Consider the following 22,575-nt stretch of genomic DNA (forward strand, 5'->3'; position numbering starts at 1 on the left):
CTCTATTTTCTTTATAGAAAGGATGTTCTGCAAAATGGAAATCCTCACAAACTTTCCTTTACTGGCGAGCTTTGCCGCGATCTTTTTCGCTCAGTTTATCAAGGTGCCCATTTACTTTGTCGTCTCGAAAAAATGGGATTGGCGGCTCGTCACAAGCACTGGCGGAATGCCGAGCTCACACTCAGCAGCCGTTACGGCGCTTTCAACCGGCGTGGCTCTTGATCACGGGATGGATTCTTCTTTGTTCGCCGTTTCCGCAATATTTGCCGTTATTACGATGTTTGATGCAACCGGAGTGAGAAGACATGCCGGAGAACAAGCAACAGTGATCAACCGGCTTGTCCGCGATTTTAACCGCTTTGTCAACGAAGCGAAAGATTTCCCTAAAAGCCATCAGGAAGAAAAACAGAAGAAGCTGAAGGAACTGCTCGGCCATCAGCCGATTGAAGTTTTTTTCGGCGGTTTGACCGGCATTGCCCTGACGCTGCTTCTCGATTACTTATTGATGTAGAGCAAAAAAACGTTTAAGACGCAACGGTCTTAAACGTTTTTTCTTATTCTTTCGCCATTTTATATTTTTGTCTGAATACTTGCATCGATTTATTTTCATTCAGTTTCAGGAGATCCTCTTCGGTAATGGTGCCGTTTCCTTTTTTAATGACATACACATCAAGTGTTTTTTTGCCCCACTCTTTATAAACATCTTCAACCGTCTCATAGTACAAATCAAGCCGGTTCCCTTTGATGGCTGATCCGGTGTCCGCAACAACGCCATAGCCGTAGTCCGGTATGAACAATATGGTGCCGATCGGAAAGACCGACGGGTCGGCAGCAACGGTTGAATATAAATCTCTTTTAACTTTGACTCCCGAATATGTAATCCCGTAATCTGGATGATGAGGCTGTTTTCCCGTCGATTCCGCCCCTGCTGTATATCCGGTCGCGGTGACTTTTTGCTTCGGATACTTGGTCCAGTCAAAGGCATCTTCAAGCGATTTCGGTTTGTTTTTAATTTGTTCTGCGGCAGACAGAGACGTTTTTTCCGCTTTTTCTTTCGGAAGTGATTTAAAGGTGAGCATCAGCTGTTTCAAGGACAGATCGCGTTCTTTCGCCCAGCTGGATATGTCCTGTGCTTCCACGCCTGAAACGGCAAAGAAGGTCGTCATAAAAGCAAAGACAAACAAAACTGTCATCAAGAAACGCCGGAACATTGTCATCACTTTTCTCAAATCTTCCACTCCTCTCACCATCTAGTTGTTTCCAAGCGGAAACAGAAATATTCAGATGGCGGAAAAATTTTAAGAAAAGTGAAAAAATTAAATTCAAAAAACCCTCTCCCTTGAAGAAGAAGGCTTAAAACATTTGATATCCCCTTTTTCGCAACGCTTTAATCGTAACACCCGACAACAGGGCTCCGGCCATTCCGCTGGCTAAAATGATGATATCGGCAGCTGCCAATGAAGTCACTCTGTCAAAAAGGCCGGAAAATGCCTCTCCCGGCGCCTCTACATAGCGAATCAGCTTTTCTTTATTCACAATGAAAAGGCATACAATTGGATAAATGACAGCCATGATCCATGACATCCTGAGCAGCATATTCAGCAGAAAACCGATGCCGAAAAACAGGACGAAAAATAAGACAACTGAAATGATGACAACTGGTAAACTAATCAAAGCCTCCACCCCCAATTCACCTCTTTTAGTGTACATTGGGGAAGGAACTTGAGTCAATCATTGGAAAGCGGCGATCAGCGGTCTTTTCCCGTTCCCTTGCAGTTGTTGCACGTTTCCGAACCACCGAGCAGAAGCTGAAAATAGCCTTTTCCCGAACAAAATGTACAGGTTGATTCAAGGCGATGGGTTGATGTCGTCTTCATTAGTTACTCACCTTTTTCTTAATTTTCTGATAATATATCATGAACATTGTCAATAATAAAGTCAGAAAATATAACAGATCATTCGATGTAAGCGCTTAAAAGCTAAGCTATCTTCCTTTTTCTTTCGTTTTTGAAGTTTTTAACCCCGAATAAAAAGCCCGCAGCTTCCGCTGCAGGCTTCGATTCCGCTTAGAAAAATTTAAACTTTCCTTTTTTCAGAACAAGTCCCGGCCCGCCGATCAGGAACAGCGAGCGGTTGTCGATGATTTTTTTCATCATGGACGCCGTCGTTCCCGTCATCTTTCTCCCGAATGCGACGCCGATTGCATCATGTTCGCCGAGAGAAGCGACAGAGCCTTTATTATCGAATGAGAACGTTTCCGTTTCTTTGCCGTGAATCAGTGCGGCCAAATTGTTTGCGCACGTTTCGCCCTGCTGCATGGAAATCTGCGCAGTCGGCGGATAAGGCCTTTCGGTTTCTTCATTTATGATCAGCGAGCAGTCTCCGATTACAAATATATCATCATGGCCTTCAACGCGCAGATCAGGTTTTACCTTCACACGGCCGCGCATGTTTTCAAAGCCTGATTCTTCTATGATCGGGTTGCCGCGGACACCTGCGGCCCATACGACAGTACCTGCTTTGATTTCTTCGGTCTGATCGTCTTTTCCGCAGATGATTCCGTCAGGCGTGCATTCTTTCACCGCCGTGCCGATTTTGAATTCAACGCCTTTTCCTTCAAGGTAGTTGACCGCATAATCGACAAGCTCCGGATCAAAGCCCGGGAGAACGGACGGCGCGGCTTCCACGCATATTAAACGAACCTGCTGGCGATCGATATCGTATTCGCGGCACAGCTCAGGAATGCGGTTGCCCAATTCGCCCAAAAATTCAATGCCGGTAAAACCCGCTCCTCCGACAACGATCGTCAGGCGTTCCGGGCGCTTCTCGGCTTCTGTGTTATACGTCGCAAACTGATATTCAATGTGCTCGCGAAGCTGCCGGGACGAGTTGATGTTTGAAATGGAGAAAGCATACTCTTTCAATCCAGAAATTCCGAAAGTTTCAGGGACGGCCCCCAGCGCTACGACAAGATAGTCGTAACTAAGCTCGCCGGTTTCAAGGACGACTTTCTTTCCTTCTTTATCGATTTTCTTTACCGTATCCTGAACGAAATTGACACGGGAAGTATTGATGACGTCTTTAATCTGATAGCGGCATCTGTCATGATGAAGCGTACCTGCGCTCGCTTCGTGCATCCAGGTTGTCTCATAATGATAATTGTGCTTGTTGACAAGCGTAACATCCGCTTCATTGACGCCGATTTTTTTAACAAGTCTCGTAACGGTCATTAATCCACCATAACCTGCACCTAATACTACTACTTTTGGCTTATTCAACGGAATCACATCCACCTTTTCTGTATTTTACTGCTAAGCCGGATTAAAAATAGCCTTTGGGTTATCTTCTGCCGGCTTCAGGCTTTTTATGAAAAAAAGTTTGTGAAACCCTTCACTTTAATTTGCCGAACAACGGAATGTTTTTCGGCTGTGCGTCGAAAAATATTCACGAATTTTTAACAAAATGTTCACAACTACATCATAGCCGCTCGCTTTTGCTTTTTCAAGGTTAAATATGCTTGGGCGGCAGACTTTAGATCAGACGGTAATATTTTCCGATCTTAAAAAAACAGACGCGCTCGTATTTATTTTATGTGATATGATATAATTAAGAACAATTTTCATTTAGGGGGCATTATTTTCATGCGTGAAGACTCAAAAGTATATGACATTACAATTATCGGGGGCGGCCCTGTCGGCTTGTTTACCGCATTTTACGGCGGAATGCGGCAAACGAGCGTCAAAATTATCGAAAGCCTGCCGCAGCTAGGCGGTCAGCTGTCCGCTTTGTATCCCGAAAAATACATATACGATGTAGCCGGGTTCCCTAAAATCCGCGCTCAGGAGCTGGTCGACAATTTAAAAGAGCAAATGGCGAAATTTGATCAGACCGTTTGTCTGGAACAAGCCGTCGAAAGCGTTGAAAAACAAGCAGACGGCATTTTCAAGCTCGTCACCAACAAAGAAATCCACTATTCCAAAACGGTGATTATTACAGCCGGAAACGGAGCATTCCAGCCGAGAAAGCTCGAGCTTGAATCTGCGGCTCAATACGAGAATGCAAACCTTCATTACTTTATAGATGATCTGAATCAATTTGCGGGCAAACGCGTTGCGGTGTTGGGCGGCGGCGACTCCGCCGTCGACTGGGCGCTCATGCTGGAACCGATCGCTAAAGAGGTGTCAATTATTCATCGCCGCGATAAATTCCGCGCACATGAACACAGCGTCGAAAACCTGCACAATTCAAAAGTCAATGTGCTGACACCGTTTGTTCCGACCGAACTGATCGGCGCCGAGCGGATTGAACAGATCGTCATCGAGGAAGTGAAAGGCGAGAGAAAAGAAATCATCGATGTCGACGATGTGATCGTCAACTTCGGCTTTGTTTCATCTCTCGGACCAATCAAAAACTGGGGGCTTGAAATCGAGAAAAATTCGATCGTCGTCAAGTCCACAATGGAAACGAACATCGAGGGATTCTATGCAGCTGGCGACATCTGCACATACGAAGGAAAAGTCAAGCTGATTGCCAGCGGATTTGGAGAAGCACCGACCGCTGTCAACAATGCAAAAGCTTACATGGATCCTAAAGCGCGCGTGCAGCCGCTGCACTCTACAAGCATGTTTGAAAACAAATAAAAATGAAAAGGAGCCTGACACCGGCTCCTTTTCATTATATGATATTCAAATATGAGAAGATCGTTCCCAAAATCAGCACAATCGTTAAGATACCGACCACTCCCGCCGCAGTCAAGACAATCCGGTCCGTAATTTTCTGTGCTTTTGGAAGCGGTTTTTCGCAGCCGCATGCTTCACAGACTTTTGAATCGTAAGGCGTAAGCCCGCCGCAGCTTCTGCAGTTGATTTTTTCCATGGTTGAACCCCTTTTCTTTACTGGGCTTGGACTCTAAATAAACCTGTCCAGTATAGAATAACAAATTGACGAATAGAATGTCTTAAGATTCACAAAATATTCTTAAATGAACTCCAAAAAACCCTTGTTAGGAAGTGACGATATGTCTTACTACAACAATCGCAATCAAGAGCCTTTGCCAAAGGAAGATATCAGTACGTGGGAATGTACCGCTGAGGACTGCAACGGATGGATGAGAAAAAATTTCACGAGCAGCGATCGCCCTCTATGCCCTCTGTGCAACAAGGAAATGGTAAGCGGAAGCCGCTATATCACCTCAATCACCAACAACACGAGCAATCTCAACCGAATCTTTAACCAGAAATAAACACGATTGTTCCGGAAGCCCCGTTGCAAAAACCTTGCTCAGCACTTGAGCGGGGTGGCTGCATTGCTTCCTTCCGGCATTTCCCGAGCGAAGCGGAACACAGATTATGTTAAATCTTTTACCAAAAGAATCTCATCCCGAATCGGAATGCCGTTATCCGCGGCAAAGGGAATTTCAGGCTTTACTTTTCTTGCTTCTTCAACTGCGTTTACATACAGCTCGGCCATTGTATAGCCTCTCTTTTGATAAAACATAAACGCCCGCATATTATCGTTCGTCGTGATCAGTTTAATCGATTGACACTGTTTTCGCTTTGCAGCACGTTCCACTTCGTTTAAAAGGAGTGAGCCGATCCCTTTGTTTTCGGCAATACTGTCCAAGGAGACGACTTCACATTCGTTTCCGGCGATGAAGTACGTAATCAGGCCTTTTATATCGCCTTTTTCATCTGTCACAGCGAATCCTTCCAATTCATCGCAGCGGAATGTTCCGTGTGAATTGACCATGTCCGGACTTCCCCAATGCTTATGAAAAAACGCGGTAACGTCCGCTTTTGACAAGCCGAGCGTTGATACGAGTTTCATTTCTTTCCCCCCAGATCATAATAAAACGCCTTTTCGTCACGATGATGCATCGCAATGAAAGGCGTTTTTCTCATTCCATATCGTTGACCTGATGCCAATATGTCAGCACTCTTCAGGCTTCCCTGCATTCACTGCGGTTCTGAATGATGATCCGCAGCCGCATGAAGCGATGGCGTTTGGATTATCGATGGTGAAGCCTCCGCCCATCATCGATTGTTTAAAATCAATGACCGTACCGTTCATAATATCCAGGCTTTCTTGATCTACAAGCACTGTGATTCCATGCTGGACGAATTCATTGTCGTCTTCGTTTTTTTCGTGTTCAAAACCCATGCCGTATGACAGGCCGCTGCATCCGCCGCCTTTTACTCCGATTCTCAAGAATGCGTTCTCCTCTTCATGCTCTTTCATCATATCCTTGATATGAAGAGCAGCCGCTTCCGTGACCGTAACTGTTTTTTCGCTCATAACATCACACCTCCTAAAAGCTCATGTGTACTTTATTATAAAGTCGCACGTCCGATTTCTCAAACGGACCGACTCATGATATAAAAAACTCGCCTTCACATACCGTTTCAGCGGGTCCTGTCATCATGACGCGTCCGTCATTTTTCCAATTAATGATCAAATCGCCGCCGGCGAGATGGACGGTAATGTCCGTGTCCCGTTTGGAATAGCCGTTGAGTATCGAACTCACTGCGGCTGCGCAGGCGCCCGTTCCGCATGCCTGGGTAATTCCTGAACCCCTTTCCCATACACGGAAATGGAGTTCTTTGTCGTTTTCGACTTCAACAAATTCTACGTTAACCCCTTCCGGAAACCTTTCATCTTTTTCAATGAGCGGTCCCATCGACGTAAGCGGCGCTTTTTCAATATCGTCTAAATAAAAGACGATGTGGGGATTGCCCATGGATACAGCGGTACCTTTCATTTCCCGGCCGCCGAATATCATCTTTTCATTGATCGTCTCCGATCCCTGTTCACCGCGCATTGGCATATCTGATTTGAGAAGGCGCGGTTCACCCATATCGACTGTAGCCGATACAACTTTTCCTTCCTTCACTTCAATCTCAGCCTTTACCAAGCCTGAAAGAGTTTCAATTAAAAAGGATGTTTCCTTCACCAGTTTATGTTCATACGCGTATTTTGCAACGCAGCGCAAACCGTTTCCGCAGTTTTTGCCTTCAGATCCGTCGCTGTTGAAAATCCTCATTTTAACCGGCGCTTGATCTGAAGGACAGATGAGTATCATTCCGTCTGAACCGATTCCGGTGTAAACGGAAGACACTTTGACGGCCAAATCTGACAACAGCTCCTCAGGGAGATGTTCTTCAAACTGATTGACGTATATATAGCTGTTTCCTAAGCCGTGCATTTTAGTAAAACGAAAAGAATTCATAGCCGCCTCCACATTTTTTTACTTTCTTCTAGTATAAAAGCTGAAAGGGATGGATACAATATGGCTATCCCCCGTTTTTCATACATAAAAGCTCCCTGCGTTCATTTGCAGGGAGCTTTTATCATGTTATCCGATAAACATACCGGCGATCGCCGCGCTTGTAAGGTTGGCCAATGTTCCGGCAGCAACGGCTTTCAAGCCGAGACGGGCGATATCGGAACGGCGGTTCGGCGCCATTCCTCCCAATCCTCCGAGCAAAATCGCCACAGAAGACAGGTTTGCGAAACCGCACAGCGCAAAGCTGATAATCGAAGCGGTTTTGACGGAAAGCTGATCAAACATCGGAGCAAAATTGGAATAAGCGACAAATTCATTCAGCACGAGCTTTTGACCGATAAAGCTTCCGGCCTGAACTGCTTCATCCCAAGGGACGCCGATGACAAAGGCGAGAGGTGCAAATACATAGCCGAGAATGAATTCAAGCGAAAGGTCTTTAAAACCGAACCATCCGCCGATTCCTCCAAGAATTCCGTTTAAAACGGCAATCAAAGCAACAAATGCAAGCAGCATCGCGCCGACATTCAAAGCAAGAGAAAGACCTGTTGATGCCCCTTTTGCAGCGGCATCGATGACATTTGCTGCGTCTTCGTCTTCAGCCATTTGAATATCTTTTTCTTCAATTTTCGATTTTTCAGTTTCGGGAATAAGCATTTTTGCCATAATCAAGCCCGCAGGTGCAGCCATAAAGCTCGCTGCAAGCAAATATTCGAGAGGAACCCCAAGAAGGGCGTAACCGAACAAAACAGAACCGGCCACTGATGCGAGTCCGCCTGTCATAACGGCAAACAGCTCCGACTTTGTTAAGTTTGCGATAAACGGCTTAATCACAAGCGGCGCCTCAGTTTGTCCGACAAAGATATTGGCAGCTGCAGAAAGAGATTCCGTTTTGCTTGTTCCGAGCAGTTTTGCCAATCCGCCGCCGATAAAGCGGATGATGACTTGCATGATCCGTAAGTGGTAAAGAACCGCAATCAGCGATGAAAAGAAGATGATAACAGGAAGAACGCTTAAAGCGAAGGCAGCGCTGTCGCCTACTTGCAAGAGAGGCCCGAAGAGAAAGCTGATTCCTTCATTCGCATAATTGACAAGATGCTGAACGGCTTTCGTAAACGAAAGAAACACTTCCCGCCCCATTTCCCATTTGAGAACGATGAATCCGAACAGGAGCTGCATCGCCAAACCGATTAAAATCGTTCTTATGTTAATTTTACTCTTGTGCTCAGAAAGCAGAAAAGCAATCGCGAAAATCGCCAGAATACCAAGAAGTCCCCATAAAATGTTCATGACCACACCTCTTATTATTTTTTAAACTTTTATTAAGATAACAATTAATGATTGGCCTGTCCACAAAAATTTTTAAGAATTTTTTCTCTTTTTATGTAAACCCTTTCAAACAAAGGCTTTGCATGAAAAAACGAGATCACCAAGATGACCCCGTTTTTAAATAAGTTCATTTTCATCAATGAACTTGTATATATTTTCGACCAATTCAGCCGGATTATTCGCTGTCACCATTTCTCCGTTTACAAGAGCATACATGGTCTGCATGCATTGTCCGCAGTAACTCAGGCAGCCGTATTCGACGACGTCCAGATTCGGATCTTTCTCCAATATTTCTTTTGCTTCCTGAGAACCTTGGGCAAGATTGCTGACGCAAAACTCAACGATTGGAAACACTTTATTTCACCTCACATTGCTTTTTTATCGTACCCTATTTACGTTTCAATAGTCAAAGTTTAAGGCTGAGGAATAAAGCTTTTGTAACATATTAATACCTTAAAGGGTTTTACTAATTATCGATTCAAGGCGGATATGTAGGTTATTTTCCCGAGAAATATTGTGATTTTACATCAAATTAGATATAATTCTAGAGGGTATTTACATAGTTTTTTAATTTTACAATGAAAAAGGTTAGTTTCTTAATCTGAGGGGAAAAGGGGAATTACCAATGAGAAATTTAGTCTTGCTCGGCGGCGGGTACGGAAATATGCGGATCATTCATCGTTTGCTGCCTAACCAGCTGCCAGATGATGTGATGATCACTTTAATCGACAAAAACCCTTACCATTGTTTGAAAACGGAGTACTACGCACTGGCTGCGGGGACGATTTCCGATCATCATATCAGAGTGTCCTTCCCGGATCACCCGAAGTTAAAGATTGAATACGGGACGATTTCGTCTGTTGATTTGGAAGGAAAAAAAGTTTTGTTTCATGACAGGGAGCCGATATCTTATGATGACGCCGTCATCGGGCTCGGCTGTGAAGATAAATATCACAACGTTCCCGGTGCGCCTGAACATACCTACAGCATTCAGACAATCGATCAATCACGCAGCACTTACCAGGCGCTCAACAACTTAAATGCGGAAGCCACCGTTGCGATCGTCGGGGCAGGACTGAGCGGCGTTGAGCTTGCGAGCGAGCTTAGGGAAAGCCGAAAAGATTTGAACATCGTCCTTTTTGACCGGGGAGAATTAATTTTGTCGAGCTTCCCGAAGCGTTTGAGCAAATATGTTCAAAGCTGGTTTGAAGAGCACGGCGTCAAGATTATTAATTGCGCCAACATCACAAAGGTGGAAGAAGGCATCGTCTACAATCATGACGATCCGATACAAGCTGACGCCATCGTCTGGACAGCGGGGATACAGCCGAACCAAATCGTTCGGGAACTCGATGTGGAAAAAGATCCGCAAGGGCGCGTCGTCCTGACGCCGCACCATAACCTGCCGGGAGACGAACACGTGTATGTTGTCGGCGATTGCGCAAGCCTGCCTCACGCGCCAAGCGCACAGCTGGCCGAAGCCCAGGCGGAACAAATCGTCCAAGTGCTTGAACTGCGCTGGAAAGACGAACCTCTTCCTGAAACGATGCCGAAATTCAAGCTGAAAGGCGTGCTCGGTTCACTCGGCAAAAAAGCCGGCTTCGGTTTAGTTGCCGAACGGCCGTTGATCGGCAGAGTGCCTCGCCTGCTGAAATCCGGCTTGCTTTGGATGTATAAGCATCATAACGGATAAGATTACTCGAAACCTTAGCATTTTAGAACAGCAGCGTTTTTAATTAGGGCGCTCTCTCGCCTTCAATGAGAGAACGCCCTTATTTTTGCGTTTTTTTATTTCCGCCAAAAAGTTGAACAGTCCGCCTTATCCGCAATATTAAACTCGATCATTTTTTTAAGTAATGAGAAATCAAGCGGACGATCCCACGGGAAACGGACAAGCTGCTTCGTATGATCATAGCCGGCCTGCACGATTTCTTCAGAAAAACGATCAATTCCCGCGCTTTCAGGGGCAACAGCCAGGTGATGTTTCGCTGTGCTGAAACCGATAATAAAAGTGCCGTGATCGGTAAACATAGGCTGATTCCAGGCGATTTTCGGCGTTAAATTTGGAAATGTCTCCGCTGTCCAATTCAACACTTCCTCCATCCGGGCTCGATGTTCCGGGTGATCAATTCCTTCTAAATATTCTGCAAAAGCTTCCATGTTGCTCCCTCCTAAAATTAAAATGATGCTAGAACTTTGTTTCGCAAATGAACCCTTTGTAATAAGTCTATCCTTGGAACAGCTTCATTCGAATTCCCACAGATAAGATTCTACTCAAAAAAGCCCCCTTGTCATCGGCGAGCTTTCTTGAATTGAGCGTCATACCTATTATAGCGTTTCCATGCCTGTCCGCTTTTTATAAAGCTATTAAAAACTCCATCATCGTTTCATAAGCAATTTGCGAGGACTGCCGGTTGTATTTTACGGAATACGGGTCGCTAAATCCATGCTCACCCTTCAGCTTCACCGTTTTGACATTCTTTGATTCCAATTGGGATATACACGCGGCAACGTCAAAGGACTGCTCTTTTTCCGGGAAAAAAAGCAGTGCCGGACATGAAGGCGATATGTTCAGATAGTCTCTTATCCGGGAGCCGTAGTATCCGGCGATCCCATTGACACGCTCATCTTCGCTGCAAAGCCAGGCAGCGGTTGCTCCGACGCTGAACCCGAGTAAGATGATCTTGCGATATTGACGATCCAGCTTGGATATGATTGTATTTATTTTGCGCAAAAGACCGGGGAAACCGACGTTTTCCATAAAAAAAAGATAAGCCGCTTTTTCTTCAGCGTATTCAAACGGTTGATCCCGATTTAACAAATTGGGGCAAATAACATCAAAGCCCTGCTCAGCTATCAATTGGCAAACATCGTGCATGTGCCGGTTAATCCCGTATATTTCGTGCAGCACGATAACCGCTGTATCGGATTTATTTTGAATATGTATCATGTTCTGACTCCTTGTCTCTCATTGCTGCATAAAAAAAGGGCGCCGCCTTCGGCGCCAGTTTAACAGCTTGTACGGCAACAAATCAGGTTATGCAGTCTTTTGCAAAGCTGCAGGCGCTTTACCATCAAAGCTGTCGAGAAAAATCGCTCTGCCCGCCATCAGCTGGGCCGGCTTATCGTCAAGAAAAATGGCGCGACCGGCAAACTCGGCATTTCCCTTCGGCTGAGACGAAAAACTTAAAACGACAAGGCTGGCAAAGACGGCAGTCAACGCAACGGCAATCATCTTTTTCACTTTAGCTCCTCCGTTCTTTTAAGAATTTGGTCTCTTGCATGATGAGATTCTTCAAAATATTCGGCAGCTTTGTCTGCATCTCCATTTTCTTTATAGTAAAGTGCGATATCAAATGTTAATTCCGCTACATCCGTCCAGAGATTGATCGTTTTAAGATATTCTAAAGCATGTTCAACCGTAAGTGGATCCTGTTCATCATACAGAGCATGAATAAGTTTAAATTTCGACAAATATTCCCTTTCTCCTGCTTTTTCCGCGCGGAAAAATCCTTTTTCATACAATTTGCGGGCTTCTTTGACAACATTTGATTTGTATAGCACATGTGTCAGTTCAAACATGGAGTGGATGCCGTAAACCGATTCTTCATGCTCTTTGATAAGCAGCGCTTCTTTGAAATGATGTTCGGCCAAGGTGAGGAGATTGCGATTGACATAGCTCAATCCTAAGTTGTGGTGAGCCATACCGAGGAGAACGTGGTGCTTGATCAGTGCCGCGTCTTTTAGGGCTTGCTTGTAATGCTGTTCGGCTTCATCAAAACGAAATAAATCGAGTTTATTTGCTCCGATCAGCATATCGTTGCTGATCGCTTTTTGAATATAGTCATCATGTGTTTTGAAGGTTTTTAGAGCTGTTTTTGCATGGTTTAAGGAGAGGAAATTCTGTTTGATTTGATAGTAGGCGATAGCCAGTTTGTAATGGAATTCGGCGATTTCGATTTGATCGGGGATTGTTCTGAGCTTTTCTTCGGCTAGTTTATAATAATTGATGGCATTTGTATAATCCTTTTTATGAAATTCGTACATGCCTGCGAAAAAGAAATAATAATATTCGATCATGTCATCTGTGCTTTGCATATCTGCTTTTTGCTCCTGAATATCTTCGAACAATTTTGTGGAAGCTGCAAACTCTTCTGTCAGCAGTTTGTGCCGATAGTCTAAAAGATTAAAATAAAGAAGCAGATCTTGATTTTCTTCCATATTCGGCAGCCGGTGCTCAATGTCGTATTTAATCGAGACCGCTTGTGCCACTTCATGGCGCTTGATCATGACATACCATTGATTAAGCATTCCCGCGACTTCCTCATAAGCAATTTTTGTCTTCAATCGTTTATCCTTCCTTTCCTCCCATGTCTCTTCCTTTTTATGGGTTGTTTTTCATTTTACAGAATCGCTTATTTTTTGACAATCACTTTTCTAAATATTGGCTTAATTTCCTAAAATAACTCAAAATTCTGACATCAATCGTAACCATTTTCTGTATTGTTGCAAATCTCTCAGAAAGTATTTTCGTTTGACATTGTTTTTGATGACATTTTATAATTATATATGTAAATATCAACATGTTCTATTTTACAATAAACAAATAAGGAGCGGTTCATATGAATCAAGATGTCAAAGAGTTTGTCGGAAGCCATATGATCTATACGTATGAAAACGGATGGGAATATGAAATCTACATTAAAAATGACCATACCATTGATTACCGCATTCACAGCGGAATGGTCGGGGGACGCTGGGTTCGCGATCAAAAAGCCGATATCGTCAAGCTGACTGAAGGCGTCTATAAAGTATCATGGACAGAACCGACAGGGACTGACGTTTCCTTGAATTTCATGCCCAATGAAAAGCGGATGCACGGCATCATCTTCTTCCCTAAATGGGTTCATGAACGCCCTGATATCACAGTCTGCTATCAAAATGACCACATCGACTTAATGGAAGAATCGCGCGAAAAATATGAGACGTATCCAAAATATGTCGTACCGGAATTCGCCGATATCACATTCATTGAAAATGCCGGAATCGATAATGAAGATCTGATTTCAAAAGCCCCTTATCCCGGAATGACGGATGACATCAGAGCCGGAAAACGAGTATAAATGGGAAAAGGGCTTTTCATTAATGATATAATGACTGGACTTTTGTTAAGTCATGCAGCAAGGCTTTAATATCATCTTGCGATAAAGGGACAAGCATTTGATCGTAAAGGGTGATGATCTGTCCTCCCTCGTCATGCTCATGCTGCCTTAAATACTGCTGCAAAGCCCTGAGCTGGTTTTCTTTCAAGCTGGTCTGCGTTTGAAACTGCTTGATTTTCTTTAACGAAAAAACATTCATTTCGTCATCAAAATCGCCTGACATGATTTGACCTTCAATGCTGGACATGCTGGCTATCCCTCCTTATTGACGATTCGGCTGGTAGTTAGTCTGTCCGCTTTAAGAAAAGTACAATCATAAAAAATAAAACAGCAAGGGACAGATCTGTCCCTTGCTGTTTATCATGCAGGCTTATAACCTTGCTTTTCCATTTCTTTATACACGTCTTTCAGCTTCGGATTTCCTTCGCCGACTACTTGATCACCGACCATGATGAGCGGATAAAAATATTCGTCGTTCAGGATTTTTTCGGAGATTTCCTGTTTTTCAGGATCGTTTTCCGGCGGCTGATGGATATCAATGTACGTGATCGAGAAAGGCTGGTCGGGATATTTTCTTTTCAGGGCGGCTTCGAGCCACTCATAAGTTTCTTTTGATGACGGAAGGTTGACACAGCTTGGACAAAGAACGTCGGCACCGTAAACAAAAAGCTCGGCTTGTTTTTTCATCAGCGGCAGCTCCTTTCTCTTTGTCTTTTATTTTATTCTATTTTGTCCTTTCGCTCCATATTGAAATGAAAATCGCTTTTTGTCTTTGCCGGCAAATATGATATAATATGTGGGAAAACGATTGAAACCAAACAATAGCTTTTTATTGTTCGACTGAATATAATGGTTGTATGATTTGAAAGGAGCGATACGAATGACGACAGAGGTCGAAATGAAAGAACAAGTACAGGAAGTGCTGGACAAACTTCGTCCATTTCTACTCCGCGACGGCGGTGACTGTGAACTCGTCGATGTTGAAGACGGCATCGTCAAGCTTCGCCTGCTTGGCGCATGCGGAAGCTGCCCAAGTTCCACGATCACCCTTAAAGCTGGAATTGAGCGCGCCCTTTTAGAAGAAGTTCCGGGCGTCATTGAAGTTGAACAAGTATTTTAATTTGAGGCGGCTGCCGTTCATTACGGCAGCCTTTTCTTTTTTTATAGATAATCTTCAAACCAGCCGGCAATATACTCAAGCCGTCTGATCCGCTGCTTTGGATGCCCGCTTCTTGATAAATCGTGCGACGCATTCGGGAATCTGACGAATTTCACTTCTTTCCCCATTTTTTTCAATGCCGTAAACAGCTGCTCCGCCTGTTCAATCGGGCACCTGTCGTCCCGTTCGCCATGGAGGATGAGAAGAGGAGTCTCCACCTTGTCCGCATATTTGAGCGGCGAATGCTCCCACAGTTTGCCGGGATTTTCAAAAAGGTCCGCTCCGATCTGCCAGTCTGTGAAAAAATAGCCGATGTCGCTTACCCCGTAAAAACTGATCCAATTGGAAATGGACCTCTGCGTCACCGCGGCCTTAAAGCGATTCGTGTGGCCGACAGCCCAGTTTGTCATAAAGCCGCCGTAGCTTCCTCCTGTGATTCCGAGCCTTTCTTGATCGATGAAATCATATTGTCCCAGCGCGTGGTCAACAGCTGCCATTACATCTTTAAAATCTCCCCCGCCGTAGTCGCCTCTCACCCGGTTGACAAAATCCTGTCCGTAGCCGTGGCTTCCCCGCGGATTGACATATACAACGGCGCTTCCCTTTGCGGCCAGCACTTGAAATTCGTGAAAATAAGCATTCGCATACATGGCGTGAGGACCGCCGTGCACTTCCAGAATGAGCGGATACGTGTTTCCTTTTTCATATTGAGCAGGCTTTATCAGCCAACCGTGAATTGTCAAACCGTCAGCTGTCTGAAATTGAAGCTCCTCCGGTTCCGATATGATATGCTCTTCCGTAAACGCTTGGTTGGCATCTGTTAATCGCTCCGCTGTTTCTTCACCCAATGGGAGATGGTAAAGTTCGCTCGGCCGGACAGGCAGGGCTATCGATGCCGCAAAACTTTTTTCATCCGGATGCAGGCTGAATCCGTTCAGATGCTCTTTTTCCAACCGGACCGGATAAGCAAGACCTTCGATTGATATGTAGTAAATGCCTGTCGAACCTTGGTCAGATCCAATGACATAAAAGCCGTTTCCGTCTTTGGTCCAGGCCGGTTTCGGAAGAACGCCTCCGACAAGGCTGTCCCCTGCTACTGCATCGCTGAGATGGACATCAAGCATTTCCGTCAGACACGTTAGTTTTCCTGTTCCAATATTATACAGCCATGCTTTATCAAGCGTGGCGTTTTGAAATTCCTTTTCGTTTCCGATGAATGCAAGGTGTTTGCCGTCAGGAGAAAACGATAGTGAAGAAAAAACGCCGTTTTGACCTGTCAGGCGCTTCAAATCACCTGTCGAAAGGTTCATCAAATAGACATCGTTCACACGTATATCCGTCTGATTGGCACAAAATGCAATCCTGCCTCCGCACGGTGAAAATGCGTGGCTGAAGTGGTCGCGTTCTAGATCGGTCAGCTGTTTTATCTCCCCGGTTTCCACTTGAACGAGGACAAGCTGCGTATACTTTCCCCTTTTAAACCCTTGGCCGTCTAATTTATACGACAAAGAATCGACTTCCAGCGGTTCGTGATCTTCAATCTCCGTTTTTTTCTCATCGTCGACGCTTTCCTCTTTCGTCAGCCTCACTGAACAAAGCAATGACTTGCCGTCAGGCGACCATTCAGGCTGTGATACATCATAGGGAATATCGGTCACTTTTCTCGCTTCTCCTCCGGCGGCGCTTATTACGTAAAGTTGTGTGGTTTCCTCGCGATTAGACGTAAATGCAAGGGATTTGCCGTCGGGCGACCAGCGCGGATGCTGGTTTCTTCCTTTTCCAAACGTCCATTGTACTGACGCTTGTTGTTTGCGGTCGTAGACCATGATATGCGAATCATAAGAGTCCTGTTTTTCGTTTACTTTTGTTTGTACGTAGGCGATTTTTGCACCGTCAGGCGAGTACTGCGGGTCGGTAATGGATACAAGCTTGATGAGGTCTTTTTCGGTTATCAGCTGCTTCATGTTCGTTTCTCCTCCTCTATATGTTTGTCATACTATTTCGACTTTCTAAATAAAAATCCTTGTTTTGAAGGCAAACAAAAAAAGAGCCGAAAAAGCTCTTTTATCGTTAAACACTGTTAACTGATTTTCTTTCAACGATAATGCCTGTATCCGGGACACGAAGGCAGTCCACTTCACAATGCGGAAACTTAGAAGCAAGCTGATCTCTCAGCGCGTCTCCCTTTCCTTTTTCAATAAAGGAAAGGATCGTCGGTCCTGCTCCGCTTAAAGCGGTCCCAAACGCGCCGTTTTTGCCTGCTTCATGCTCTACTTTAGAAAGCTCAGGGACGAGCGCCCTTCGGTAAGGCTGATGAAAGAGGTCTTTTTGCATCATGCGGCCGACAAGCTTCCAATCTTTCGCCATCAGTCCGGCGACGAGCATATTGCTGACCGCGCTTGCTTCCACCGCTTTCGGATAAGAGAGGCTTTCGGGAAGAACATCCCGCGCATCTTTTGTCAGCACTTCATAAAAAGGAATGACGACAACGACATCCAAATCGATGTCTTTCATCGAAACCATCTCTGTTTCATCTTCTTCATGAAGTCCGATGACAAGCCCGCCGAAAAGCGATGCTCCGGCATTGTCAGGATGGCCTTCTTCAAGGCTTGCAAAATGGAGTTTCTCGCGGTCAGAGAGTTTTAAATCGGCAAGTTCGTTCGCCAGCTCAATCGCAGCGGCAATTGCGGCTGCGCTGCTGCCGAGACCGCGCGCCAGCGGAATATCGCTCCACACTTTGACGAGGCTTGGCGGAATGTCTTTTCCGAAGTGTGCGGCGGTCCGTTTGGCCACCTGGTAAATTAAATTATCCGTCCCTTCAGGAATTCCCGCTACGACTTCTGTTTCAGCCTCAAAACGCCACTCATCATGAGGAAAAACAGACAGTCTCAAATAACGGGACAGCGCCATGCCGACTGAATCAAAGCCCGGGCCCAGATTGGCCGTGCTTCCGGGAACCGTAACGGAAAACAGCATGTCAGCCTCAGTCATACACGAGCGGCTCCTTTTAAGTGTTCGAGAATGGCTTCTTCATCTGTCGGCAGTGTGACAGGTTTGATCTGCGACACATCAACGGCTGTGTTCGGATCTTTCAAGCCGTTTCCAGTTAAGACAGCGACAACTTTCGCCCCCGGCTGAATCTCTTTCGTTTCCAGCTGTTTCAGTACGCCGGCAATAGATGCGCACGATCCCGGTTCTGCAAATACGCCTTCTTCTCTTGCCAGGAGCTGATAAGCGTGCAGGATCTCTTCGTCTGACACTTCATCGATTTTTCCGTTCGATTCTTTTGCAGCATTGACCGCTTTGTCCCAGCTTGCCGGATTTCCGATTCTGATCGCTGTCGCAACGGTTTCCGGCTTTTCAATTACTTTGTTTTTGACAATCGGGGCCGCGCCTTCCGCCTGAAAACCTCTCATAACCGGCAGGCCTGTGCCGTTTTTCTCATGATATTCTTTAAAGCCTTTCCAGTAAGCCGTAATATTTCCGGCATTCCCGACAGGAATTGCAAGGATGTCAGGCGCTTCGCCCAGCTGTTCACAAATTTCAAAGGAAGCGGTTTTCTGTCCTTCAATCCGGTAAGGATTCACAGAGTTGACGAGTGCAATCGGCTCTTTCTCGCAAATGCTGCGCACCATTTTCAGGGCATCGTCGAAGTTTCCGTCGATCGCAATGATTTTAGCGCCGTACATGACGGCTTGGGCCAACTTTCCGAAGGCGATTTTACCGTCTGGAATAATGACGATGCACTTCATGTTGGCGCGAGCCGCATAAGCCGCAGCAGCAGCTGACGTATTGCCGGTCGAAGCGCACATGATCGTGTCATTGCCTTCTTCTTTCGCCTTGGCGACCGCCATGACCATCCCGCGGTCTTTAAAGGAGCCTGTAGGATTGACACCCTCTGTTTTGACATAAAGCTCGATTCCGAGCTTTTTCGAAAGATTTTGCAGATAAATGAGTGGGGTATTTCCTTCGTTCAGCGTCAATTCCGGTGTTTTGTCCGTTACTGGCAAATATTCTTTATATTGATGGATGAGTCCTTTCCACATTAGCTCCAACCGTTCCCTTCTACTCGATAAGTGCTTTTCACCTGATCAACAACCTCAAGATCATTCAGCTTTTGCAAGATATCCGTAAAATCCTCTTCTGACGTATGATGTGTCACAATGACAATCTCAGCCAGGTCATCATGGCCTTTAATCGGAAGCTGCAGAATTTTTTCAAAACTGACGCCTCTTTCCGAAAAAATCGATGTGATTTTTGAAAACGAACCGACCTGATCTTTAACATGAATTCTTAAAAACTGCTGGGCGAAGATTTCAGAAGGTGCCTTGATCTTCTTTTCAAATTGCGGATCGACAAAGCTGCTGCCGTTCACGCCGAGACGCATGTTTTTCATGACGGAAACCAAATCTGATACGACGGCGGTCGCAGTCGGCATGCTTCCTGCGCCAGGCCCGTAAAACATCGTTTCCCCGACGGCCTCGCCATACACGTAAACCGCATTGAATTCATTATGGACGGAAGACAGCGGATGATGCTCCGGCAGCAATGTCGGCTGGACGCTCACTTCGACTTTTTGTCCGTCGCGCTGGGCGATGCCGATCAGCTTCATCGTATAGCCGAGCCGTTTGCTGAAATTGATGTCTTCATCAGACACTTGGGAAATGCCCTTCACTTTGACATCGTCAAGATCGACATTCATTGAGAAACCGAGCCTGGCCAAAATCGCCATCTTTCTCGCCGCATCAAGACCTTCAACATCAGCTGTCGGGTCCGCTTCGGCGAAGCCGAGCTCCTGCGCTTCTTTCAGCACATCAGCATAAGGCGCGTTTTCTTTATTCATCTTCGTTAAAATGAAGTTGGTCGTTCCATTGACGATTCCCATCATTTTCGTAATCCGGTCTGAAGCCAGCCCGTCTTCCAGGCTTCGCAAAATCGGAATTCCGCCGGCGACGCTCGCTTCAAAATAAAGGTCGCAGCCGTTTTCTTTCGCGGCAGCCGTCAGTTCCGATCCATAGAGGGCGATCAAATCTTTATTCGCTGTCACGACATGTTTTTTCGCCTGAAGCGCGTCAAGCAAATAGCGTCTTGTCTCCTCGATTCCCCCGATGACCTCAATGATGACATCCACCTCCGGATCTTGAATGACATCATAAGCTTCCGTCGTCAGAACATCTTTGGAAAGGTCGACATCCCTCTTCTTATCTTTATCTTTTACAAGAACTTTTTGAATCGTAACAGGGCATCCGACTTGGTGTGTCAGCTTATCCTGGTGATCCTGAATAATCTTCACCACACCGCTCCCGACTGTTCCTAATCCTAGCAGCCCCACTCGTATCGCCTTCAATGAAATTCCACCTTTCTCTCTCTTATCGTCCTCTCTCTGAGGACATTTGTAAACACAACGCAGACATTTAAGTTACAAACATTATAATGGGGGATTCTTTTTTTGACAAGATGACATTTGCTGAAAAACAAATCATGAAAACGCTTTATACATTGATATAATAAGATTCTATATATTCAGAAATATTTTCGTGAGAAAATCTTCCGACCCGTCAGGCCGGCCGGAAGAAACATCAAATCTCGGTCTTTGCCGGCTTCCCTCCCAGGACAAGCGCAATATTTTCCGCACAAAGCCTCATCATGGCTTCTCTCGTTTCGACAGTGGCGCTGCCGATGTGAGGCAGCGCGGTCACTTGCGGCAGATTGGCGAGCGGGTGATCCTGCTGCACGGGTTCTTCCGCAAAGACGTCGAGTCCTGCGCCGGCAATATCTTTTTCGATCAGGGCTTCATATAAATCGTCTTCATTCACAACCTGTCCTCTTGAGACATTGATAAAAATAGCGGAGCGCTTCATCCTTTTGAATGCGCTGCGGTTAAACAGATGCTTCGTTTCCTCAGTCAGAGGCGTCAGGCATACCACAAAATCCGCCTGTTCGAGCAGTTCGCCAAAGGATAGATAAGTTGCCCCCAGTTCGGCTTCCGCCTCGGGATTGCGGGTGCGGTTATGATATAAAATCTCCATGCCAAAGCCTTTCGCCCGCCGGGCAACGGCTTGTCCAATGCTCCCCATCCCGACGATGCCAATCGTTTTATGATGGATATCCGCTCCGGCCAAAAGCAGCGGCCCCCAGCCCGTCCAGTTACCTTGTCTAATCCAGTCGCTTGCCTCGACGATTCTGCGCGCGGATGCCATCAGCAGAGCAAACGTCAAATCTGCCGTTGACTCTGTCAGCACGCCGGGCGTGTTGCAGCAGATGACGCCATGCTTTTTCGCAGCCTCCACATCGAGGTTGTCATAGCCCACCGCCAAATTGGCCACCACTTTTAAATGCGGCGCACCTTTTAAAAGCTCCTCATCAACTGTGTCGGAAAGCATCGTCAACAGTCCGTGCGCCTTTTTTGCTTTTTCCGCCAGAACGGCGCGCGGGCACGGTTCTTCTTCCTTTTCCCACATCTCAATACGGGCTTCTTCTTTTAACGCAGAAAGCTGTTCTTCCGGTAATTTTCTCGTTACATATACAAACGGTTTGTCCATGCTGCCTCGTTCCTTTCTAAGAGTAGCTTCCAACCAAGCATATCGAAAAAATCCGGAAATGTTAACATGAAGAAAAGAACACCGCGGCGTCTATGGTGTCCTTTTCAGCCAATTGACAGGCGGCATGCTCATAAATCCTGCGGCTCTCATGCTCGCCATTTCTTGAAAGCCATTTAGAAATTGCTCATAAGCCGGCGCTTGAGACAATAAATGGTCGAGTCTGCTTTCAAAATAATGGTGCTCTGATTCAGGAGAAATATAATACCCTTCAACCGTTTCAAAATAGTGAAGCGGAAACAGAAGCCTGCTGTACACCAGCCGTTTAGAAAATGAGGAAAGCGGCGCGGCTTGTTCGTATTGCTGAAAAAACAATGCGATGTCATTGAAGTTTTTCCTTTCGTGAAACAAGCTTCTGGCATATTCCGCAAGATCCCTGGCCGCATGATCAAACACCCATTCCATCGGGATTTTAATAAGCGGCTCGCGCCTTAAAGCCTCGCAGGTGAGCCGCTGCTGGCAAATCGTCCCGGAGTCGGCGGCCTGCGGCTGATCATCCAATTCGGTATCGGCCAAATATTGAATCGCGTTTTCGGTTAAACCGAGATAATAAGGAAACGATTCGATAAAATGTTTTTCAAAAGGCTGCAGCTGTCTTGCCTGCGTTTTTTGGATCCAGAATTGTTCCAGCTGGTCGAGCCGTTTCCCCCAAAGTTCTTTCCACTGCCCAATCCGCGAGGTTTCTTTTACCTCATAAGGGTATCCTCTTCCCTTCTGATGAAATTCAGCCAGCTCCGCCCCAAATGAAACGGACCTGTTTGTCATGCGGGGAGCAGCTTGAAGCAGTACATATGAGGCGCCATTGTCCTCAAATGTCATCTCCCCATCCTTTGTCAATATAAAAGATGAAACGTATGGGTCGCGCTGTTCTTGCAAATACTGACTCATACTAAACAATTCCGCCAGCTCATCCTGACTCAAGTGGGATACCGGGACGATCAAAAACATCGAATTCGGGGTATGAAAAGCCTGATAAGACAAGTATGAAGTAAGATCGCGAATATGGATTCCGAATTTTTCTTTGATCAGCTCCTTCACGGACATCAC

General features: G+C 45.8%; 27 protein-coding genes and 1 pseudogene. 6 read left to right on the plus strand and 22 right to left on the minus strand.

The features are described 5' to 3' along the window. Positions 1-34: 34 nt before the first annotated feature. Positions 35-511: a divergent PAP2 family protein gene (locus MHB72_RS17700; protein ID WP_003184918.1), complete on the plus strand. Its 477-nt coding sequence runs from the start codon at positions 35-37 to the stop codon at positions 509-511. Between the two features lie 43 nt (positions 512-554). Here the strand turns inward: MHB72_RS17700 and MHB72_RS17705 are convergent, their stop codons facing one another. From MHB72_RS17705 to MHB72_RS17720, 4 genes are all read right to left on the minus strand, one after another. Further along, a complete protein-coding gene (locus MHB72_RS17705) occupies positions 555-1,220 on the minus strand; it encodes a 3D domain-containing protein (RefSeq protein ID WP_023856175.1) in 666 nt (221 codons plus the stop codon). A 133-nt stretch (positions 1,221-1,353) separates the two neighbouring features. Beyond that, positions 1,354-1,674 carry a YuiB family protein gene (locus MHB72_RS17710; RefSeq protein ID WP_216919608.1) on the minus strand — a complete coding sequence of 107 codons (321 nt, stop codon included), beginning with the start codon at positions 1,672-1,674 and terminating at the stop codon, positions 1,354-1,356. Positions 1,675-1,748: 74 nt separating this feature from the next. Continuing rightward, positions 1,749-1,877, minus strand: coding sequence for a YuiA family protein (locus tag MHB72_RS17715; RefSeq protein WP_033155022.1), 129 nt, complete (start codon positions 1,875-1,877; stop codon positions 1,749-1,751). 189 nt (positions 1,878-2,066) lie between these two features. After that, positions 2,067-3,284 carry an NAD(P)/FAD-dependent oxidoreductase gene (locus MHB72_RS17720; RefSeq protein ID WP_026580067.1) on the minus strand — a complete coding sequence of 406 codons (1,218 nt, stop codon included), beginning with the start codon at positions 3,282-3,284 and terminating at the stop codon, positions 2,067-2,069. A gap of 357 nt (positions 3,285-3,641) precedes the next feature. On the opposite strand from MHB72_RS17720, the gene yumC reads away from it, so the two are divergent. Continuing rightward, on the plus strand, positions 3,642-4,640 hold the full coding sequence (gene yumC / locus MHB72_RS17725) for a ferredoxin--NADP reductase 2 (protein ID WP_216919606.1): 999 nt from the start codon (positions 3,642-3,644) through the stop codon (positions 4,638-4,640). Positions 4,641-4,674: 34 nt separating this feature from the next. Here the strand turns inward: yumC and MHB72_RS17730 are convergent, their stop codons facing one another. Continuing rightward, positions 4,675-4,875, minus strand: a complete 201-nt coding sequence (locus MHB72_RS17730; RefSeq protein ID WP_020452822.1) for a hypothetical protein — start codon at positions 4,873-4,875, stop codon at positions 4,675-4,677. A gap of 142 nt (positions 4,876-5,017) precedes the next feature. Here MHB72_RS17730 and MHB72_RS17735 point away from each other — a divergent pair, with 142 nt between their 5' ends. After that, entirely contained in the window at positions 5,018-5,242 is a 225-nt protein-coding gene (locus MHB72_RS17735; protein ID WP_020452823.1) for a cold-shock protein, read from the plus strand. Positions 5,243-5,346: 104 nt separating this feature from the next. Here the strand turns inward: MHB72_RS17735 and MHB72_RS17740 are convergent, their stop codons facing one another. The 5 genes from MHB72_RS17740 to MHB72_RS17760 all read right to left on the minus strand — a co-directional run bounded on the left by MHB72_RS17740 (position 5,347) and on the right by MHB72_RS17760 (position 8,962). Continuing rightward, positions 5,347-5,826, minus strand: coding sequence for a GNAT family N-acetyltransferase (locus tag MHB72_RS17740; protein ID WP_020452824.1), 480 nt, complete (start codon positions 5,824-5,826; stop codon positions 5,347-5,349). A 102-nt stretch (positions 5,827-5,928) separates the two neighbouring features. Continuing rightward, on the minus strand, positions 5,929-6,294 hold the full coding sequence (locus tag MHB72_RS17745; RefSeq protein WP_020452825.1) for a HesB/IscA family protein: 366 nt from the start codon (positions 6,292-6,294) through the stop codon (positions 5,929-5,931). Between the two features lie 73 nt (positions 6,295-6,367). Next, complete coding sequence (gene dapF / locus MHB72_RS17750) at positions 6,368-7,225, minus strand: diaminopimelate epimerase (RefSeq protein ID WP_020452826.1); 858 nt, start codon at positions 7,223-7,225, stop codon at positions 6,368-6,370. 126 nt (positions 7,226-7,351) lie between these two features. Beyond that, positions 7,352-8,569: a NupC/NupG family nucleoside CNT transporter gene (locus tag MHB72_RS17755; RefSeq protein ID WP_020452827.1), complete on the minus strand. Its 1,218-nt coding sequence runs from the start codon at positions 8,567-8,569 to the stop codon at positions 7,352-7,354. A gap of 156 nt (positions 8,570-8,725) precedes the next feature. Then, the gene (locus MHB72_RS17760; RefSeq protein WP_003184941.1) at positions 8,726-8,962 is read right to left on the minus strand and encodes a YuzB family protein; all 237 of its coding nucleotides are present in this window, start codon (positions 8,960-8,962) and stop codon (positions 8,726-8,728) included. A gap of 271 nt (positions 8,963-9,233) precedes the next feature. Between MHB72_RS17760 and MHB72_RS17765 the strand changes: the two genes are divergently transcribed. Beyond that, the gene (locus tag MHB72_RS17765) at positions 9,234-10,301 is read left to right on the plus strand and encodes an NAD(P)/FAD-dependent oxidoreductase (protein WP_216919589.1); all 1,068 of its coding nucleotides are present in this window, start codon (positions 9,234-9,236) and stop codon (positions 10,299-10,301) included. 95 nt (positions 10,302-10,396) lie between these two features. Here the strand turns inward: MHB72_RS17765 and MHB72_RS17770 are convergent, their stop codons facing one another. The 4 genes from MHB72_RS17770 to MHB72_RS17785 all read right to left on the minus strand — a co-directional run bounded on the left by MHB72_RS17770 (position 10,397) and on the right by MHB72_RS17785 (position 12,955). Next, a complete protein-coding gene (locus MHB72_RS17770; RefSeq protein WP_106071027.1) occupies positions 10,397-10,768 on the minus strand; it encodes an iron chaperone in 372 nt (123 codons plus the stop codon). 196 nt (positions 10,769-10,964) lie between these two features. Continuing rightward, entirely contained in the window at positions 10,965-11,558 is a 594-nt protein-coding gene (locus MHB72_RS17775) for a dienelactone hydrolase family protein (RefSeq protein ID WP_105981203.1), read from the minus strand. Positions 11,559-11,645: 87 nt separating this feature from the next. Next, complete coding sequence (locus MHB72_RS17780) at positions 11,646-11,843, minus strand: hypothetical protein (protein WP_154495611.1); 198 nt, start codon at positions 11,841-11,843, stop codon at positions 11,646-11,648. A 5-nt stretch (positions 11,844-11,848) separates the two neighbouring features. Continuing rightward, positions 11,849-12,955 carry a Rap family tetratricopeptide repeat protein gene (locus tag MHB72_RS17785; RefSeq protein WP_020452833.1) on the minus strand — a complete coding sequence of 369 codons (1,107 nt, stop codon included), beginning with the start codon at positions 12,953-12,955 and terminating at the stop codon, positions 11,849-11,851. 275 nt (positions 12,956-13,230) lie between these two features. On the opposite strand from MHB72_RS17785, the gene MHB72_RS17790 reads away from it, so the two are divergent. After that, the gene (locus MHB72_RS17790; RefSeq protein WP_009329528.1) at positions 13,231-13,731 is read left to right on the plus strand and encodes a phenolic acid decarboxylase; all 501 of its coding nucleotides are present in this window, start codon (positions 13,231-13,233) and stop codon (positions 13,729-13,731) included. A gap of 19 nt (positions 13,732-13,750) precedes the next feature. Here the strand turns inward: MHB72_RS17790 and MHB72_RS17795 are convergent, their stop codons facing one another. Both MHB72_RS17795 and MHB72_RS17800 read right to left on the minus strand, forming a co-directional pair. Continuing rightward, complete coding sequence (locus tag MHB72_RS17795) at positions 13,751-14,017, minus strand: hypothetical protein (protein WP_023856183.1); 267 nt, start codon at positions 14,015-14,017, stop codon at positions 13,751-13,753. A 113-nt stretch (positions 14,018-14,130) separates the two neighbouring features. Further along, the gene (locus tag MHB72_RS17800; RefSeq protein WP_075213854.1) at positions 14,131-14,457 is read right to left on the minus strand and encodes a YuzD family protein; all 327 of its coding nucleotides are present in this window, start codon (positions 14,455-14,457) and stop codon (positions 14,131-14,133) included. Between the two features lie 134 nt (positions 14,458-14,591). Between MHB72_RS17800 and MHB72_RS17805 the strand changes: the two are divergent. Continuing rightward, positions 14,592-14,890: pseudogene (locus tag MHB72_RS17805) on the plus strand (NifU family protein). Positions 14,891-14,931: 41 nt separating this feature from the next. On the opposite strand, the gene MHB72_RS17810 reads toward MHB72_RS17805, so the two are convergent. The 6 genes from MHB72_RS17810 to yutH all read right to left on the minus strand — a co-directional run bounded on the left by MHB72_RS17810 (position 14,932) and on the right by yutH (position 22,572). Continuing rightward, a complete protein-coding gene (locus MHB72_RS17810) occupies positions 14,932-16,893 on the minus strand; it encodes a S9 family peptidase (RefSeq protein WP_216919587.1) in 1,962 nt (653 codons plus the stop codon). A 106-nt stretch (positions 16,894-16,999) separates the two neighbouring features. After that, complete coding sequence (gene thrB / locus MHB72_RS17815) at positions 17,000-17,920, minus strand: homoserine kinase (protein ID WP_216919586.1); 921 nt, start codon at positions 17,918-17,920, stop codon at positions 17,000-17,002. Next, on the minus strand, positions 17,917-18,975 hold the full coding sequence (gene thrC / locus MHB72_RS17820; RefSeq protein WP_023856186.1) for a threonine synthase: 1,059 nt from the start codon (positions 18,973-18,975) through the stop codon (positions 17,917-17,919). The genes thrB and thrC overlap by 4 nt, the downstream gene beginning before the upstream one ends. After that, positions 18,975-20,276, minus strand: coding sequence for a homoserine dehydrogenase (locus tag MHB72_RS17825; protein WP_020452839.1), 1,302 nt, complete (start codon positions 20,274-20,276; stop codon positions 18,975-18,977). Before MHB72_RS17825 ends, thrC begins: the two co-directional genes overlap by 1 nt. A gap of 232 nt (positions 20,277-20,508) precedes the next feature. Continuing rightward, the gene (locus MHB72_RS17830; protein WP_020452840.1) at positions 20,509-21,471 is read right to left on the minus strand and encodes a 2-hydroxyacid dehydrogenase; all 963 of its coding nucleotides are present in this window, start codon (positions 21,469-21,471) and stop codon (positions 20,509-20,511) included. Between the two features lie 90 nt (positions 21,472-21,561). Then, positions 21,562-22,572 (minus strand): spore coat putative kinase YutH, encoded by a 1,011-nt coding sequence (yutH, locus tag MHB72_RS17835; RefSeq protein ID WP_216919691.1) that lies wholly within the window; start codon positions 22,570-22,572, stop codon positions 21,562-21,564. Positions 22,573-22,575 lie beyond the last annotated feature (3 nt).

The organism is Bacillus sp. FSL K6-1284, assembly GCF_038002625.1.
Taxonomy (GTDB): Bacteria; Bacillota; Bacilli; order Bacillales; family Bacillaceae; genus Bacillus; species Bacillus paralicheniformis.

What these genes read in the sequence shown, in the direction of transcription:
- MHB72_RS17700 (WP_003184918.1), top strand. Translation starts at nt 35, where the DNA reads ATGGAAATCCTCACAAACTTTCCTTTACTGGCGAGCTTTGCCGCGATC.
- MHB72_RS17715 (WP_033155022.1), bottom strand. Translation starts at nt 1,877, where the DNA reads ATGAAGACGACATCAACCCATCGCCTTGAATCAACCTGTACATTTTGT.
- yumC (WP_216919606.1), top strand. Translation starts at nt 3,642, where the DNA reads ATGCGTGAAGACTCAAAAGTATATGACATTACAATTATCGGGGGCGGC.
- MHB72_RS17730 (WP_020452822.1), bottom strand. Translation starts at nt 4,875, where the DNA reads ATGGAAAAAATCAACTGCAGAAGCTGCGGCGGGCTTACGCCTTACGAT.
- MHB72_RS17735 (WP_020452823.1), top strand. Translation starts at nt 5,018, where the DNA reads ATGTCTTACTACAACAATCGCAATCAAGAGCCTTTGCCAAAGGAAGAT.
- MHB72_RS17740 (WP_020452824.1), bottom strand. Translation starts at nt 5,826, where the DNA reads ATGAAACTCGTATCAACGCTCGGCTTGTCAAAAGCGGACGTTACCGCG.
- MHB72_RS17745 (WP_020452825.1), bottom strand. Translation starts at nt 6,294, where the DNA reads ATGAGCGAAAAAACAGTTACGGTCACGGAAGCGGCTGCTCTTCATATC.
- dapF (WP_020452826.1), bottom strand. Translation starts at nt 7,225, where the DNA reads ATGAATTCTTTTCGTTTTACTAAAATGCACGGCTTAGGAAACAGCTAT.
- MHB72_RS17755 (WP_020452827.1), bottom strand. Translation starts at nt 8,569, where the DNA reads ATGAACATTTTATGGGGACTTCTTGGTATTCTGGCGATTTTCGCGATT.
- MHB72_RS17765 (WP_216919589.1), top strand. Translation starts at nt 9,234, where the DNA reads ATGAGAAATTTAGTCTTGCTCGGCGGCGGGTACGGAAATATGCGGATC.
- MHB72_RS17770 (WP_106071027.1), bottom strand. Translation starts at nt 10,768, where the DNA reads ATGGAAGCTTTTGCAGAATATTTAGAAGGAATTGATCACCCGGAACAT.
- MHB72_RS17775 (WP_105981203.1), bottom strand. Translation starts at nt 11,558, where the DNA reads ATGATACATATTCAAAATAAATCCGATACAGCGGTTATCGTGCTGCAC.
- MHB72_RS17780 (WP_154495611.1), bottom strand. Translation starts at nt 11,843, where the DNA reads ATGATTGCCGTTGCGTTGACTGCCGTCTTTGCCAGCCTTGTCGTTTTA.
- MHB72_RS17790 (WP_009329528.1), top strand. Translation starts at nt 13,231, where the DNA reads ATGAATCAAGATGTCAAAGAGTTTGTCGGAAGCCATATGATCTATACG.
- MHB72_RS17795 (WP_023856183.1), bottom strand. Translation starts at nt 14,017, where the DNA reads ATGTCCAGCATTGAAGGTCAAATCATGTCAGGCGATTTTGATGACGAA.
- MHB72_RS17800 (WP_075213854.1), bottom strand. Translation starts at nt 14,457, where the DNA reads ATGAAAAAACAAGCCGAGCTTTTTGTTTACGGTGCCGACGTTCTTTGT.
- MHB72_RS17810 (WP_216919587.1), bottom strand. Translation starts at nt 16,893, where the DNA reads ATGAAGCAGCTGATAACCGAAAAAGACCTCATCAAGCTTGTATCCATT.
- thrB (WP_216919586.1), bottom strand. Translation starts at nt 17,920, where the DNA reads ATGACTGAGGCTGACATGCTGTTTTCCGTTACGGTTCCCGGAAGCACG.
- thrC (WP_023856186.1), bottom strand. Translation starts at nt 18,975, where the DNA reads ATGTGGAAAGGACTCATCCATCAATATAAAGAATATTTGCCAGTAACG.
- MHB72_RS17830 (WP_020452840.1), bottom strand. Translation starts at nt 21,471, where the DNA reads ATGGACAAACCGTTTGTATATGTAACGAGAAAATTACCGGAAGAACAG.
- yutH (WP_216919691.1), bottom strand. Translation starts at nt 22,572, where the DNA reads ATGTCCGTGAAGGAGCTGATCAAAGAAAAATTCGGAATCCATATTCGC.